Here is a 14,418-nt window from a genome sequence, read left to right on the forward strand (position 1 = left end):
GAGCGGCCGGGCCAAGCCCGGATGACCGTGAGGTAGAGTTTGCGTTTCGGCGTGGACCGACCGCTCCGCGAAACCGTTTGTCTCGAGGGACGGCGATTGAGGGCTTGTTTCATCCCGATCGACGTTCCCCCTCGGACGGGCAGGATCAAAGTCGCCCGGAAGGGGCCGTCAGCGACTCCGACAGATCCTGGAACAGACCGGTTTGAACGTCCCGGCCCCGTCGACCCGCGCAGATCCCGGCAAGGTTTTGATGGGCGGCGGATTTCTCCGACAACCCACACCTGCCTCGCGCGCGGCCCTGCACGGCCCCGCTCGGTTCCATCTCCATCGCCGCTTCGGGTCGGTACCAAGCGCCCTCCTCCGCGACGGAGACAGGGTCCAGTATGAGGCCGTGGTGGGTGCGCCAGCGGTCGTGACGCTGATTATTTTATAGGGCGTCGAATTTGTTGGGGTTTGGGGTGAGTGATTGTGGGGATGGAGGGCGCTCTATCCCCCCGGCGCTCCTTCCCTCCCCTTCATGGGGAGGGTGGCGGCGAAGCCGGCGGGTGGGGCTCCGCCGGCCACCTCATCAAACCCCACCAGACCCCTTCGGGGCCACCCTCCCCGGGGCGGGGAGGGAAAGAACGTTTGCTTGAACCGCCCAGCCCCTCCCCTGCCCGCCCGCAACGGCGAGGCCGCGCCTTGAAACCTTTATGGCGAGCTTGCTCTGGCGTCTGGCCGAGTCAAGGACGGCCCGAAGGGCCGCCGCGGCGCGGCGACGCGAGAGCGTCGTCCTTGACTCGGCCAGACGCCAGAGCTCCGATCCACCAAGGCTTTAAGGCGTGGCCGCATCCGGGGCGGATGCTAGCGGTCGCCAAAACTTGGTTTCAAGCGAAACAGAGGTAATGAAGACCAATGATCATTTTCCATCGACGCGGGAGGTACCTGCTGAACAGCCTGTTCGCAGCACTTCTACTTTCATTGGGCGCAACGCGGTCGGCGGAAGCCTTCGACACCCCTGACAGCGCGATCGCCGCCGCCGTGGAAAACGTCTGCAAGCCCTATATGCGGAACGCGAGTGTGAACAGAGAGAGGGCGTTGGACCAAGCCCGAAGGCTGGGCTTCCATCAAGCTTCACGAGAAGAGAGCTTGATTGGTATCAGCGAAGATATGACCGCGACTTTCGGTCCCGCCAAGATCACCATCACGCTGCAGGGTCCAGACGGTGATAAGAGCTGTGGCGTCGCTGTACAGGGAGATCCTCAAGCATTCGATCGCTATCTACAGCACCTCGCGGCTGACGGCTGGATAAGCGCTGGAGAGTTGATTGAGGGCGAAACCCGCAATGAGTGGTTTTGGGAATCTGGTGGGCGCTTCACGATCATAGCCGGAAAATATGGAGGCCCACTCATGACGGCCCCTTCCACCCGCGTCCTAGCCCTGGTTGTGGAATTGGGAAAAAATAGTATTCCGCCAGTCTGCAGTCCGACACAGGGAGCGCCGTGTAGGAGCGCCTGGCGCTGAAAGCCCCCTACTCCACATAATCCAGCGGCAGCGCCGTCGCGTCCTTGATCGTCTCCAGCACGAAGGACGACCGGATGTCCTTGACCGCCGGCATCTTCAGCAGGCGCTTCATGGTGAACTCGGCATAGGCATCGAGGTTGGGCGCCACCACCCGCAGCAGGTAGTCGTAGCCGCCGGTCATGGCGTGGCAGCCCACCACCATCGGCTCTCGGCGCACGGCCTCGGCGAAGGCTTCGGCGGCGGTTTCGCTGTGGCGATCGACCTGGACCTCGACATAGGCCAGCAGGTCGAGCCGCGCCTTGCGGCGGTCTAGGAGGGCGACGTAGCCGGCGATCAAGCCCGAGGCCTCCAGTTGCTTGACCCGCCGCAGGCAGGGGCTGGGCGACAGGCCGACCCGTTCGGCCAACTCGACATTGGTGACCGAGCTGTCCTGCTGGAGGATCTCCAGGATCTTCCGATCGGCGCGGGTGAGCTTCATCGTGACCGGATCCGTCGGCGGTTTGGCAGATTGTGGCAGGCTAGCGTGCTTTGCCCGCCTTGCGCACCCCTCGCCCGTCGCGCTGGAGCTTAAAGCCAGGCCGTGCGTTTGGATCTGGAGGCCATCGCCTTGACCCCCCAAGCGCCAATCCGAGCCTTGGACACCGCGAGGATGATCAACATCCCGCCGCCACGGAGAACACCCCCATGCGTCTTGCTCTCATCCTCACGACCTCGCTCGCCGCCCTGTCGCTGATGGCCTGCTCGCAGAAGACCGAGGACCACACCGCCGCCGCCGCCGACCAGGCCGGCAAGGCCACCGCCTCGGCCGCCCAGGACACCGCCAACAACGCCAGCACGGCCGCCGCCAACACCGCCGCCGCCACCCACAAGGCCGCTGACAGCACCGCCGCAGCCGCCGACCATGCCGCCGACAACGCTTCCGACGCCGTGGGCGCCGCGGAGCGCAAGACCAACGCCGCCGCCGACGCGGCCGCCAAGACCCACTAGAACGGCGAAGGGGGCCAGGCGCATGCGCCTGTCCCCATCAGCATCCGTGACCCAAAGCAAAACCCCCGGAGCTCGCGCCCCGGGGGTTTCGTTTTACGCTTACTGTTACGCTTACTTTCGTGGGCCTAGTTGGCCAAACGGCGCAGGAACGACGGGATCTCCAGATCCTCGCCCGCTTCCGCTTGCGGCTGGTCGAGAGGCTGCAGGGCGGGCCGGGCCGAGCCGGTCGCGCGCGACGCCGGGGCGGCCGGGGGTTCGTAACGCTGCTGGCGACCACCGCCAAACAGGCTCATCCAGCCGCTCGATTTTTGAGCCCGGCGGTCGTCATAGGTTTCGCTGTAGAGCGGCTCGTCGCCGGCCTCGGCGACCATCGGGTCGACGATGCGGGTGACGCGCGGGGCCGGGGCGGCGACGCGGGGCTCTTCCATCACCGGCTCTTCGAAGCGCAGGTCTTTCTGGGCCTCGACGATCGGCGCGGGCTCTTCATAGGCCGGTTCCGGCGCGTAGGACGCGGTCTGGGCGGCGGCCTGACGCTCCATCGGGCGCGGCTCGTAGCGCATGCCTGGGCGGGTGGGCTCGGCGGTCGCGGGGGCCGGAGCGGACTGACGCGCGGTCTCCACCACCAACGGCGGGGCCGTGATGTTGCGCGAGACCGGCTTGGGCTCGATCTGGGCGATGGAGGCGCCGTCCATGCCGGTGGCGACCACCGACACGCGGATCACGCCGTCCAGCGACGGGTCGAAGGCGGCGCCGAAGATGATGTTGGCTTCCGGGTCGACCTGATCCGAGATCGCGTTCGCCGCTTCGTCGACTTCCAGCAGGGTCATGTCCATGCCGCCGGTCACGTTGACCAGAACGGCCTTGGCTCCCTTCAGCGAAACCTCGTCCAGCAGCGGGTTGGCGATGGCGTTCTGGGCGGCCATCAGGGCGCGGTCTTCGCCGGTGCCCTCACCGGTGCCCATCATCGCCTTGCCCATCTCGGTCATCACCGTGCGGACGTCGGCGAAGTCGAGATTGATCAGGCCCGGCAGCACCATCAGGTCGGTGATCGAACGGACGCCCGAATGCAGCACCTGGTCGGCCATGCCGAAGGCTTCGGCGAAGGTGGTGCGCTCGTTGGCGACCCGGAACAGGTTCTGGTTCGGAATGACGATCAGGGTGTCGACATAGCGTTGCAGCTCACCGATGCCGGCGTCGGCCAGACGCATGCGGTGACGGCCTTCGAAGTGGAAGGGCTTGGTGACCACGCCCACCGTGAGGATGCCGCGCTCACGCGCGCACTTGGCGATGATCGGCGCGGCGCCGGTGCCGGTGCCGCCGCCCATGCCGGCGGTGATGAACACCATGTGGGCGCCATCGAGATGCTCGCCGATTTCCGGGAAGCTCTCCTCGGCGGCGCTCATGCCGACCTCGGGGTGGGCGCCGGCGCCCAGGCCCTGGGTCACTTGCACGCCCAGTTGGATGCGACGGTCGGTCTTGGCGAACTGGAGCTGCTGCGCGTCGGTGTTGGCCACCACGAACTCAACACCCTCGAGGCCCGCCTCGATCATGTTGTTGACAGCATTGCCGCCTGCGCCACCCACGCCGAACACCACGATCCGTGGCTTCAGTTCAGTGGTGCGCGGCGCGGAAAGAGAAATTGCCATGGGAGCCTCGCGTCTTAAACGCCGAATTCGTCAACAGCCGAACAGATCAAACGCTGGGAGTGATCTCGACGATCGGGTTAACAGAACAACCAGCAACCTTAATCGCTGGTTAACTCCATAATGTGAGTCGGCCTTTGGTCGAGCCCAAACACGCGGGAAAAGGCCAGTTATCCCAAGGAATCACAAGGGATTCGCGGGGGGCTCGGGGACGCTCCGAATGGCGATGCGACGGAACGACGCTGACCCGAAAAGCTTGCCAAACCCGGTTCCAGAAGGCGTTGAAACTACGCCATTAGGTGTTTCAGACGCCGAAACCGTAAACGCTTATGCTTAAGGCCCGGTAAGACTTGGCCGTTCTTCTTGGGCCTTATCCACAAGCCGAAATAATTTACGCCGTCACAAAAATTTACAGCCGCCCGCGCCGTGTTCGGGCGAACGGGGCTCGGTGAAGCTTGAAACCGCTCGACCCTCTATCTTTTCATCCCGACAAAAGTCGAGACCTAAGCCGGGCGGGCCATAAAGGTCACGGAAGTCCCGTGCGCATGCGCCGGTCCGGATCAGCCGCTTGGGTCCCGACCTTCGGCGGGATGAAGGGATTTAAGGCTTACAGATTATCCCGCAGCCAGGCGGCCGCCTTGGCGACGGCGCTGGCGTTGGGGTCCATCGGGCGCTTGCGGATCGCGGCGCCGGCCAGGGCCTTGGGCGAGACCACCTCGCGCGGACCGAAGGCCGAGCGGTGCAGCACGCCGGCGGCGGCGCAGAAGGCCGGACCCGACGCGGCGTCGGCCAGGTGCGGCACCCGGCGCGGACGGCCCAGGCGGACGGGACGATCGAACACCCGCACGGCCACTTCGCGCACGCCAGCCAGTTGGCTGGCGCCGCCCGTCAGCACGATGCCGGCGCCCGGCTCGACCGGCGCGCCCGAGGCCTTGAGGCGCTCGCGCAGCAGTTCCAGCGTCTCCTCGACGCGGGGTTGGATAATGCCCTTGAGCAGGGAGCGGGGCGCGATCACCGGACCAGCGCCGGGGTCATCGCCGCGCGGCGGGGCCTCGATCATCTCGCGGTCCTCGTTGGCCGAGGCGATGGCGCTGCCGTGCAGGGTCTTGATGCGCTCGGCGCCGGCGACCGAGGTCTGCAGGCCGCGCGCGATGTCCTGCGTGACGTGTCCTCCGCCGACCGCCAGGCTGTCGACGTGGCACAGGGCGCCCTGGTTGAACACGGCGACTGAGGTCGAGCCGCCGCCCATATCGATGCAGACGGCGCCGAGGTCCATCTCGTCCTCTTCCAGGGCCGCCAGGGCCGAGGCGAAGGGCGCGGCGACCACGCCCTCGAAGGACAGGTGGGCGCGCTCGACGCAGTGGGCCAGGGTGTGGAAGACGTTCTCGTTGATCGAGACGACCAGCAGCTCCAGGCCCAGCGCGCGGCCGAACATGGCGCGGGGATCGCGCACGCCCTTCTGGCCATCGACCGACCAGGCGATCGGCAGCAGGTGGATCGGCTTGCGGCCGGGAATGCGAACCTGCGCCAGGGCCGAAGCAATGGCGCGCGACAGGTCGCCGTCAGCGATTGGCCGGGCCCCCAGCGACACCTGGGTGGTGACGCGGTGGCTGGCCAGCTGGCCGCCGGCCGTGCAGACGCTGACGCCCTGGACATTGACGCCGGCCACGGTCTCGGCCCGCTCGACGGCCTGGGCGATGGCTTGGGCCGCCTCGTCCAGATTGACGATCGCCCCGCCCCGCACGCCGCGCGACTGCACATAGCCAACGCCGGCCGTGGTCAGGGTGCGGTTGTCGCGGTGAATACCATCCGGCTTCATGATGAAGCAGGTGACCTTGGACGCGCCCAGGTCGACGGCAGCGACCGCCGGCTGGCGCACGAGCGTCGCCTTCAGGCCTTCGCGGGCCTGTTTCCGGTCATCCAGTCGGGACATCGTTAAAGCCACCTCATGCCCATCTTTTACTTTACGCCCCGCCGGCCACGGGCTGCCCAGGCAGCACCGAGTCGCGAGGTCTCACGGCCACCATCTCGGGGTCGCGCAAATCAATGCGCGCGAAGCCTAGATCGAGGATTCGTTGTCTTTGGTCGAGCTGATCCAATTGAATCAGCGCGGACTCTTCGTCAATGGCTGGAAGCTGGATCAGTGACCCATCTTTCAACCGCAGGTCCCAGCGACGGTCATCGACGCGCACCAGCGCCTCAAGACGGTCACGCAGACGCGGCCGGGCGTTGACGGCGGGCAGGATGGCGCCGGCTGCCTGGTCGGCCCCCTGCCCCACCACCAGCGGAAGTTGCGGGAAGCGCGCGGCGTCGGCCTCGCGGATGATCCGGCCCTCGGCGTCGATGACCCGCATGGACCCGGAGTGCTGCCACACGGCCAGGGCCGGGCGCTCCTCGACGGTGATGGTCACGGTGTCGGGCAACAGGCGCGCGACCTTGGCCGACTTGACCCAGCCCACGGTCTCGACGCGCGCCTTCAGGCCCGCCAGGTCCAAACCCAGGGTCGGCTGGTCGAGATAGAGCGCCGAGGCGGCCAGGATGTCGGCCTTAGCCATCGGCGAAGCGCCTTCGATGTGCACGGTCTTCAGCTTGAAGCCGAGGTCGGCGAACTCGCCGTCGACCCCGCGGCCAAAGGCCTGACCGAGGCGCTCGAGGCGGTGGCCCGTGGCCAGGGTGGCGATCAGGGCGATGACCAGGGCTGCGCCGGCCACGCCGAGGGCGAGTTTCGGCGATACCCCCACGCCGCTCCGAGCGGCGTGCAGCTTCCCGACCGGCGGCGCGGGCTTGCGCGCGGCCGGCCTGGCCTTATTCGGACTTGCGGGCGCTTCGGCCCGGGGGCGCACTGGCTTGCGCGGTCCCCCCCGCACTACAGCGGGCATAAGCGTCCTCCACGATCCAGAACACTAAACAATCAAACGCGACGCCAACCTGGTCCGCCTGCTCAAGAGCGAGCGAAGTGGGTGTCATGCCGGGGTGCGTATTGACCCCTAGCAACACCAGAAGGTCGTTAATGTCGTCATAACGGAAGTCACTTCGGGTCACACCTTGGCAACCAAGAGTGGTATGGTCAAGCTTGGTGCGACGGGGCGCGAAACCCGCGCAAAGGGGAATTCGGGTGAAAAACGCGTGATCAGAGGCGCTTTCCAGTCGGATAGCGGCGGGGGTCATGAAACCTGTGGACGATCAAATTTCGCCGCCCGTCCGTGCATCACTTGGTCGCGGGAATGACCCACGGGCGAAGAGTCCGACGCGGGCCTTCTTGTCCTCACCCGTGCAACGCGGGAGGTGGCGCGTCGCTAGCAGCGACGTGACGGAGGGGGCGTCAGCGGCGCCGGAGGACGCCCCCTCCGTCACGATGCCTATTCGCATCGCGCCACCTCCCCCGCTTGGCGGGTGAGGAGAACCTTCCGCAGCCTTGGATCAATGGCTTGGCGCCGCCGGCGCCGCCGCGCTGAGCACGCGGAAGTCAATGTCGCTGTCGGCCATCAGGTAGATGAAGCTGGTCCAGGCCGCGACATTCTGAGCCAGTTCGCCCGGACGGACCTTGTTGAGGGTGTCGTCCATGGTGTGGTGGTAGTCGAAGTAGCGGCTGGCGTCCTGTTTGAGGCCGATCACGGGCACGCCGGCGGCCTCCAGGCCCTCGATGTCCGAGCCGGCGTGCGGCGAGGGAAGCCTGTCGAGATAGATGTTCAGCGAGGTCAGCACGCGGACGGCGGTCTTGATCGCCGGGTGGCCGGACGAACCCTTGGGGATCTGCAGGGCGTAGATCCGATCGGCGCCGGTATCGCTCTCGCCGGCCAGGACGATCTTGGGCAACTCGGCCTTGTGAGCGTCGACATAGGCTTCCGCCGAGCCGCCGCTCTCTTCCGAGCCGAACATCACCACGCGGATGGTGCGCTTGGGATGCTTGGGCAGGTCGCCGATCAGCTTGGCGGCGGCCGTGGTGATGGCCACGCCCGTGGCGTCGTCCAGGGCCCCGGTGCCAACGTCCCAGCTGTCCAGGTGGCCGCCGATGACGATCACCTCGTCGGGGGTCTGCGAGCCCTTGATCTCGCCCGAAATGTTCCAGGCCACTGCCTTGGGGTCGACGGTCGAAGCCAGCTTCAGCTTGATGCGCACCGCGCCCTTGGCGGCCAGACGCTCCAGTTGCTCGGCCTCCGGCACGCCCAGGGCGGCCGAGGGGATCGAAACCACGTCGTCGCCAAAGGCGGTGACGCCGGTGTGGGGCACGGTGGAGTCGGAGGTCGAGATCGAGCGGATCAGGAGGGCGATGGCTCCGCGCTTGGCGGCCTCGACCGGGCCGGCCCGGCGCGAGATCCCGGCGACCCCGTAACCGGCGCCGTCCTGGGCGCGGACCATCGGCTGGGTGATCACGACGATCTTGCCCTTCAGCGACCCCTCCGGCGCGGCGATCATCTCATCATAGGTGCGAAACAACGCCACCTCGGCCTCGAGGCCTTCAGGCGGAGTCGCCACCGTGCGGCCCAGGCCGACGATGTTCAGCTTCATCGGATAGGGCGCGACCAGTTGCGCCGACTCCTCGCCGCGCGTCCAGGACGGCTTGGCGAACTCCTCGACCTTGACGTTGGTGAAACCCAGCGCCTTGAACTTGGCCACACTCCAGTCCTTGGCCCGGGCCATGGCCGGCGAGCCGACGAGGCGCGGACCGATCGTGGTGGTCAGGTCCTCGGTGATATCCCAGGCGGTGCGGTCCAACAGGGCCTTGTCGCGCAGCTTTTCGGCGGTGACGGCGTCTTGGGCGTGAACGGAACCGACCAGCAGGGCGGTCGTGGCGGCGGCGGTCAGCAGCGTGCGGAACAGGCGCATGGAAACTCCCTCGTTGGAGGGTTCATAGCATCGCTCCGCGCCGGGAATAGGCAACAACCGGATGAACTATCGGTAACGTTTGAGGGGGGAGTCTAAAAGGTCCTCCCCCTGTGGGGGAGGTGTCGGCGCAGCCGACGGAGGGGGGAGTGTTGGTGAGGTGGGATGACTCCCCCCACCGGCGCCTTCGCGCCGCCTCCCCCCACAGGGGGAGGACCTTTAAGTCCCCGGCCGCCCGATGCGCTTGATTTCCCAGTCCAGGTGGATCCCCGTCTTGGCCAGCACGTCGGCGCGGACGGTATCGCCCAGGCCCTCCAGGTCGGCGGCGGTGGCCTCGCCGGTATTGATCAGGAAGTTGCTGTGCAGGGGGCTGAACATCGCGCCGCCCCCCTCTTTCCCGCTCGCGGAAAAGCGTTTGCCGCGCCAGCCGGCCTCGTCGACCAGCTTCCATGACGAGTGGCCGGGCGGGTTCTTGAACGTCGAGCCGCCGGTCTTCTCGCGGATCGGCTGGGTGGTCTCGCGGCGGGCGGTAATTTCCGCCATGCGGTCGCGCACGTCGGCCGGATCATCGGGCGTGCCCCGGAACATCGCCTGCACCCAGAACATGCTGTTGGCAGGCACCTGGGTGTGGCGATAGGTGAAGCCGAAATCCGCATTGTCCCAGACCCGAATCTCGCCGGTCCGGTCATAGCCCCAGGCGCTGACCAGGATGTCCTTGGTCTCGCGGCCATAGCAGCCGGCGTTCATGGTCAGGGCGCCGCCCACCGTGCCGGGGATGCCGACGAAGAATTCCAGCCCCGTCAGGCCCGCCTTGGCCGCCGCCCGGGCGACTGAGGCGTCCAAGGCCGCCGGACCGGCGATGATCAGGTTTTCCTCGACGTCGACGGTGACCTCGCCAAAGGCCCGCCCGGCGCAGCGGATCACCACGCCCTCGACGCCGCCGTCGCGGATGATCACGTTGGAGCCGACGCCCAGCGCCTGGACCGGCACCTCGTCCGGCAGGGCGCTGAGAAAGTCGCGCAGGTCGTCGGCGTCGGCCGGCAGGAACAAGACGTCGGCCGGACCACCGACCCGGAACCAGGTGAACGGCCCCAGCGGCTCATCGAACAACAGCTTGCCGCGAACGGCGGGGAGTTGGGTTTTCCAGGTCATGTCGTAAGGCGAGGTCCAGGCGAGCGCTTTGCGGAAAGGCGTCGCGTGATTTGGTACAGAACCACGATCACGAAACCGCCGAAGAAGGCGATCCGGTGCTGGGTTTGATCGATCTGCGAAATGTAGGTCGTTCCGCCATGTGTCGCGAAAGGAACGACGAAGGATCCTTGCGGGCTAAGCGGTCGGGCCACCGTTAGAACGTTCGAGAGCCAGGCGCCAAAGGCAATGTCCCCGATCGCTAGGACGATCAGCACCACCTTGGCGATGGTCCACGCCCGTCGGCTCACGTCGCCAGCGCTTCCAGCTGCCCCGGCAGGGCGTAGGACCAACTCGTGATATCCCCCGCCCCCAGCAGCACCACCAGGTCACCCGATTGGGCCTCGGCGGCGATCAGGGCCGGGAGGGCGGCGGGGCTTTCCAGCGGCAGGGCGCGGCGGTGGCCGAACTTCTTGAGGCCTTCGACCAGGTGATCGCGATCAACACCTTCGATGGGCGCCTCCCCGGCCGTGTAGACGTCGGCGACGATCACCGTGTCGGCGTCGTTGAAGCACGAGCTGAACTCGGTCATCAGGTCGCGCAGGCGGGTGAAGCGGTGCGGCTGGACCACCGCGATGACCTTGCCCTCGGTGACCGCCCGGGCCGCCTTGAGCACGGCGGCGATCTCGACCGGGTGGTGGCCATAGTCGTCAACCACGCGGATGCCGTTGGCGACGCCCGTGGTGGTGAAGCGACGCTTCACCCCGCCGAAGCTGGCCAGGCCAGCCCGGATGTCGTCGGCGCTGACGCCCAGCTCGCGGGCCACGGCGACGGCGGCGGTGGCGTTGAGCACATTGTGATGCCCGGCCATCGGCATCTTCAGACCTTCATAGGTCACCGGCTCGCCGACCAGCGGCGACACCAGGATATCGAACTTCGAGCCCTCGGGACCCATCTCGATATTGCTGACCCGGACCTCGGCCTGGGGGTTGACGCCATAGGTCACCAGCCGGCGGTTCTCGATCCGGGCGGTGAGGGCCTGGACCTCAGGGTGGTCGGTGCAGACCGCCGCGAAGCCGTAGAACGGGATGTTCTCGATGAAGTCCTGGAAGCCCTTCTTGACCGCGTCGAAGGTGCCCCAGTGGTCCAGGTGCTCGGCGTCGATATTGGTGACGATGGCCACGGTGGACTTCAGCTTGAGGAAAGACCCGTCGCTCTCGTCGGCCTCGACCACGATCCAGTCGCCCTCGCCGACCTTGGCGTTGGTGCCATAGGCGTTGATGATCCCGCCATTGACCACGGTCGGATCCAGAGCCCCGGCGTCCAGCAGGGCCGCGACCATCGAGGTGGTGGTGGTCTTGCCATGCGTGCCGCCCACGGCGACGGAGAACTGGAGCCGCATCAACTCGGCCAGCATCTCGGCCCGGCGAACCAGCGGCAGGCGCTTGTCGCGGCCAGCGGCCATCTCGACATTGTCGGCCTTGATCGCCGTGGAATAGACGATGGCCGACGCGCCTTCGACATTGGCCGCGTCCTGGCCGATGAAGATCCGCGCGCCCAGCTTTTCCAACCGCTCGGTATTGGCGCTGGCCTTGGCGTCGCTGCCTTGCACGGTGTAGCCGATGCGCAGCATGATCTCGGCGATGCCGGACATGCCGATGCCGCCGATGCCGATGAAGTGCACGGGGCCAAGTTCGAAGGGTACGGGGCGTCGACGCTGGATCATCCGGCTCGATTAGACGATTTGGCGACGGGGTGGAACGGGATGTTTGGTGCAGGCGCCGTGGATTTTCTTCTCCTCCTCCGTTTCGCCGCGTTGCTCGGGGGAGGCGTCATCGCCCTCGCCTCTCCCGCCCTGGCTCAGGCGCCGCTGGAGCTGCGCCTGGCCGACGTCGGCCGCTTCGCCGCCTTCGTGGACATGGGCGGCGTCACCTGGACGGGTCGCACGGCGCGCTTGCGCGTGCTGCAGGTGGCCGAGGACGGCTTCATCGCCGGGACCGAGGCCTTCTGGGGCGGCTGGCGCTACGAGGTGATCGACTGCGACGCCCGCACCATCGCCCATGCCGGGTTCTCCAGCGTCCGGGTCGGCGGCAAGGAGGGGCCGATCAGCGGCGACCAGCGTCCGGCGGCGGCGATCCCGACGGGCGGCGCCGACGACGCGGTGGCCAAGGTCGTCTGCGACGGCTGGCGGCCCTATGCGAGCGTGTCGGTGGCGACCAGCGTCGAAGACGCTGTAACCCTCGGTCGGCCCGTGATCGCAACAGGTGCGGAGCCTTAGCGCTGCAGGAACGCCCGCACTTCGGCGGGGAAATCCTCGCCCCGCAGCCAAGCGGCAGCGGCGTAGGTGTGGGCGATCAGCAGCTTGCCAGCGGAGGTTTCGACACCGTGCCATCGGTCCGTGATCAAGGTCCGTACGTCGTGGCCCGCGAAGTCTCTCAAGTTCTGAGTGACGAGCATGTCGGCGCCGCCGGCCAAGGCGGTCTCCAGCACGTGCCGATCCTCCTCGTCGTCCAGCGGCAAAACGCCGACGCCGCCGAGTGTCAGGGATGGGCCGTCGCGGGCGAGGGTCGCGATAACCTGAATGAGGCGATCGGCCTCCGCGCCGCCAAAATCAAAGCGGATCAAAACCTCGCGAAGCCGGTTCAGCATGCCCCACGAAATGACCAGGGCGACGGGACCGCGCGCACTAGGGCCGGACCGCACCGCCTCGACCAGCGTCAGGGCCGCCGTACCGCGCCGCTCCAACCGTTCGGACAGGATCGCGCCGAGCCAGACGTTGAGGTCCAGGCAGAGCCTAGTCGGCACGCGCCGGCCGCCGGGTCATGCGCGTCGCTTCCGCCATGATCTCAGCCTCGGACGCCTCGGCGGTCAGGGTCGTTTTCAACGACCGCGCGCCCTGCCGGACGAGGGTGGCGTATTCGCGTTCCAGCAGGGCGCGACTCAAGGTCCAGCCGATCTCCTCGACGGCCGGCGCGCCGATCGCCTCGATGCGGCGCATCGCATCGCGCGCGCCCGGCGTCAGATGCAGATACCACCGCACGGCGGCCGCCATGATCTGGGATGGATTGCGATCCTCCAGCTTCGCGGTCTCCGCGACCAGAAGGTCTGTATCTTCGTCGAGATGGGTCGATCGGCTGGGCATGGCGAACCTATAGCTTCTATAGAAGATATAGGTTTTTTGGATGATTGGCAAATGGCGCCTACCGCGCCGTCCGTTCCACCAGGTCCGCCAGCTTTTCCGCTGCGTCCGGCGTGGCCACCGACCGCGCCCCCACGGCCATGCGGCCAAGCCGCGCGGGGTCCTTCAGCAAGGCGTTGAGCGCGCCGGCCATGGCGTCGACGGTCAGTTCGTCTTCCAGGCACACCGCCGCGCCGCCGGCCTCCTCTAGCAGTTGGGCGTTGAAGCGCTGGTGATCGTCGGCGGCGATCTTCAGGGGGACCAGGATGGAAGGGCGGCCGGCGACGGCCAGCTCGCAGCAGGTGGAGGCCCCCGCCCGACCGATCACCAGGTGCGCCTGGCGCAGGCGGCCGGCCATGTCGCGGAAGAACGGCGCGACCTCGCAATCGACCATGGCGTTGGCGTAGATGCGGCGGGCGCTTTCCATCGACTCTGGACGCGACTGCTGCTGCACCTTCAGCCGGCCGCGCATCTCCTCGGGCAGCTTGGCGATGGCCTCGGGGACCAGCTCCGACAGCAGGCGCGCGCCCTGGCTGCCGCCGGTGACCAGCAGCCGCAGTTGCACCTCGGGCGGCAGATAGGGCACGTCGTAGAGGGCGCGGATCTCGGGCCGCACGGGATTGCCCACCACATGGGCGCGAGCCTTGACGCGGGGCTTGGCCTTTTCCAGGGTCGGGAAGGCGCAGGCCACCTCGGTGGCGCGCGAGGCGAGGAAGCGGTTCACCCGGCCCAGCACGGCGTTCTGCTCGTGGATCACCGTGGGCCGGCCCTCGGTCACCGCCGCCAGCAGGGCCGGCAGGGCGGGATAGCCGCCAAAGCCCACGACCACCGCCGGGTTCAGGCGCTTGAACGCCGCCTTGGCCTGCAGCACGCCCTGGGTGACGGCGAAACCGGCCTTGATCATGCCGATCGGGTCGCCCGCCTTGGCGGTGGCGGCCGACAGGGCCAGGCGCTCCTCGGCCGGGAACTTGTCGGCATAGAGCGCGCCGCGCTCGTCGGTGGCCAGCACCACGCGCCAGCCTCGGCCCTTCAGGGTCTCGGCCAGGGCCTGGGCGGGAAACAGGTGTCCACCGGTGCCCCCGGCGGCGACGACGACAAGCTTGCTCATATCGGGGCGGCTCCAGAACGCGAGCGGGTCATGGGCAAGACAGGTCT

At 67.4% G+C, this 14,418-nt stretch carries 13 protein-coding genes and 2 pseudogenes; 4 read left to right on the top strand and 11 right to left on the bottom strand.

Annotated features, from left to right (window positions below; translation table 11 throughout):
- Positions 1–894 precede the first annotated feature (894 nt).
- Positions 895–1,503 carry a hypothetical protein gene (locus tag ACP694_RS16560; protein WP_426014159.1) on the top strand — a complete coding sequence of 203 codons (609 nt, stop codon included), beginning with the start codon at positions 895–897 and terminating at the stop codon, positions 1,501–1,503.
- Between the two features lie 7 nt (positions 1,504–1,510).
- Here the strand turns inward: ACP694_RS16560 and ACP694_RS16565 are convergent, their stop codons facing one another.
- Complete coding sequence (locus tag ACP694_RS16565) at positions 1,511–1,981, bottom strand: Lrp/AsnC family transcriptional regulator (protein WP_426014161.1); 471 nt, start codon at positions 1,979–1,981, stop codon at positions 1,511–1,513.
- A gap of 206 nt (positions 1,982–2,187) precedes the next feature.
- Here ACP694_RS16565 and ACP694_RS16570 point away from each other — a divergent pair, with 206 nt between their 5' ends.
- Positions 2,188–2,490 (top strand): hypothetical protein, encoded by a 303-nt coding sequence (locus tag ACP694_RS16570; protein ID WP_426014163.1) that lies wholly within the window; start codon positions 2,188–2,190, stop codon positions 2,488–2,490.
- Positions 2,491–2,615: 125 nt separating this feature from the next.
- On the opposite strand, the gene ftsZ is transcribed toward ACP694_RS16570, so the two are convergent.
- From ftsZ to ACP694_RS16590, 4 genes and pseudogenes are all read right to left on the bottom strand, one after another.
- Complete coding sequence (gene ftsZ / locus ACP694_RS16575; protein ID WP_426014165.1) at positions 2,616–4,136, bottom strand: cell division protein FtsZ; 1,521 nt, start codon at positions 4,134–4,136, stop codon at positions 2,616–2,618.
- Between the two features lie 604 nt (positions 4,137–4,740).
- Complete coding sequence (ftsA, locus tag ACP694_RS16580) at positions 4,741–6,066, bottom strand: cell division protein FtsA (protein WP_426014167.1); 1,326 nt, start codon at positions 6,064–6,066, stop codon at positions 4,741–4,743.
- Positions 6,067–6,097: 31 nt separating this feature from the next.
- Positions 6,098–7,012: a cell division protein FtsQ/DivIB gene (locus ACP694_RS16585; protein WP_426014169.1), complete on the bottom strand. Its 915-nt coding sequence runs from the start codon at positions 7,010–7,012 to the stop codon at positions 6,098–6,100.
- Positions 6,939–7,208, bottom strand: a pseudogene (locus ACP694_RS16590) (D-alanine--D-alanine ligase); the annotation flags it as partial. The pseudogene ACP694_RS16590 and the gene ACP694_RS16585, both read right to left, overlap by 74 nt.
- Positions 7,209–7,326: 118 nt before the next feature.
- Between ACP694_RS16590 and ACP694_RS16595 the strand changes: the two are divergent.
- Positions 7,327–7,454, top strand: a pseudogene (locus ACP694_RS16595) (hypothetical protein); the annotation flags it as partial.
- Positions 7,455–7,553: 99 nt separating this feature from the next.
- On the opposite strand, the gene ACP694_RS16600 reads toward ACP694_RS16595, so the two are convergent.
- The 3 genes from ACP694_RS16600 to murC form a co-directional block, all read right to left on the bottom strand.
- Positions 7,554–8,960, bottom strand: a complete 1,407-nt coding sequence (locus ACP694_RS16600; RefSeq protein WP_426014171.1) for a M20/M25/M40 family metallo-hydrolase — start codon at positions 8,958–8,960, stop codon at positions 7,554–7,556.
- A gap of 216 nt (positions 8,961–9,176) precedes the next feature.
- Positions 9,177–10,109, bottom strand: coding sequence for a UDP-N-acetylmuramate dehydrogenase (gene murB, locus ACP694_RS16605; protein ID WP_426014172.1), 933 nt, complete (start codon positions 10,107–10,109; stop codon positions 9,177–9,179).
- Positions 10,110–10,392: 283 nt separating this feature from the next.
- On the bottom strand, positions 10,393–11,811 hold the full coding sequence (gene murC, locus ACP694_RS16610; protein WP_426014173.1) for a UDP-N-acetylmuramate--L-alanine ligase: 1,419 nt from the start codon (positions 11,809–11,811) through the stop codon (positions 10,393–10,395).
- A 90-nt stretch (positions 11,812–11,901) separates the two neighbouring features.
- Between murC and ACP694_RS16615 the strand changes: the two genes are divergently transcribed.
- Entirely contained in the window at positions 11,902–12,363 is a 462-nt protein-coding gene (locus tag ACP694_RS16615; protein WP_426014248.1) for a hypothetical protein, read from the top strand.
- On the opposite strand, the gene ACP694_RS16620 is transcribed toward ACP694_RS16615, so the two are convergent.
- From ACP694_RS16620 to murG, 3 genes are read right to left on the bottom strand one after another with little or no spacing between them, the layout of a single operon-like run.
- Positions 12,360–12,890 carry a PIN domain-containing protein gene (locus ACP694_RS16620; protein WP_426014176.1) on the bottom strand — a complete coding sequence of 177 codons (531 nt, stop codon included), beginning with the start codon at positions 12,888–12,890 and terminating at the stop codon, positions 12,360–12,362. The genes ACP694_RS16615 and ACP694_RS16620 overlap by 4 nt on opposite strands.
- Positions 12,880–13,227 carry a hypothetical protein gene (locus ACP694_RS16625; protein WP_426014177.1) on the bottom strand — a complete coding sequence of 116 codons (348 nt, stop codon included), beginning with the start codon at positions 13,225–13,227 and terminating at the stop codon, positions 12,880–12,882. The genes ACP694_RS16620 and ACP694_RS16625 overlap by 11 nt, the downstream gene beginning before the upstream one ends.
- 58 nt (positions 13,228–13,285) lie before the next feature.
- Positions 13,286–14,371: an undecaprenyldiphospho-muramoylpentapeptide beta-N-acetylglucosaminyltransferase gene (gene murG, locus ACP694_RS16630; protein WP_426014178.1), complete on the bottom strand. Its 1,086-nt coding sequence runs from the start codon at positions 14,369–14,371 to the stop codon at positions 13,286–13,288.
- Positions 14,372–14,418 lie beyond the last annotated feature (47 nt).

Origin of the sequence: Caulobacter sp. DWR2-3-1b2, assembly GCF_049896345.1 — a bacterium.
Classification (GTDB): Bacteria; Pseudomonadota; Alphaproteobacteria; order Caulobacterales; family Caulobacteraceae; genus Caulobacter.

What these genes read in the sequence shown, in the direction of transcription:
- ACP694_RS16570 (WP_426014163.1), top strand. Translation starts at nt 2,188, where the DNA reads ATGCGTCTTGCTCTCATCCTCACGACCTCGCTCGCCGCCCTGTCGCTG.
- ftsA (WP_426014167.1), bottom strand. Translation starts at nt 6,066, where the DNA reads ATGTCCCGACTGGATGACCGGAAACAGGCCCGCGAAGGCCTGAAGGCG.
- ACP694_RS16600 (WP_426014171.1), bottom strand. Translation starts at nt 8,960, where the DNA reads ATGCGCCTGTTCCGCACGCTGCTGACCGCCGCCGCCACGACCGCCCTG.
- ACP694_RS16560 (WP_426014159.1), top strand. Translation starts at nt 895, where the DNA reads ATGATCATTTTCCATCGACGCGGGAGGTACCTGCTGAACAGCCTGTTC.
- ACP694_RS16625 (WP_426014177.1), bottom strand. Translation starts at nt 13,227, where the DNA reads ATGCCCAGCCGATCGACCCATCTCGACGAAGATACAGACCTTCTGGTC.
- murB (WP_426014172.1), bottom strand. Translation starts at nt 10,109, where the DNA reads ATGACCTGGAAAACCCAACTCCCCGCCGTTCGCGGCAAGCTGTTGTTC.
- murG (WP_426014178.1), bottom strand. Translation starts at nt 14,371, where the DNA reads ATGAGCAAGCTTGTCGTCGTCGCCGCCGGGGGCACCGGTGGACACCTG.
- ACP694_RS16585 (WP_426014169.1), bottom strand. Translation starts at nt 7,012, where the DNA reads ATGCCCGCTGTAGTGCGGGGGGGACCGCGCAAGCCAGTGCGCCCCCGG.
- murC (WP_426014173.1), bottom strand. Translation starts at nt 11,811, where the DNA reads ATGATCCAGCGTCGACGCCCCGTACCCTTCGAACTTGGCCCCGTGCAC.
- ftsZ (WP_426014165.1), bottom strand. Translation starts at nt 4,136, where the DNA reads ATGGCAATTTCTCTTTCCGCGCCGCGCACCACTGAACTGAAGCCACGG.
- ACP694_RS16565 (WP_426014161.1), bottom strand. Translation starts at nt 1,981, where the DNA reads ATGAAGCTCACCCGCGCCGATCGGAAGATCCTGGAGATCCTCCAGCAG.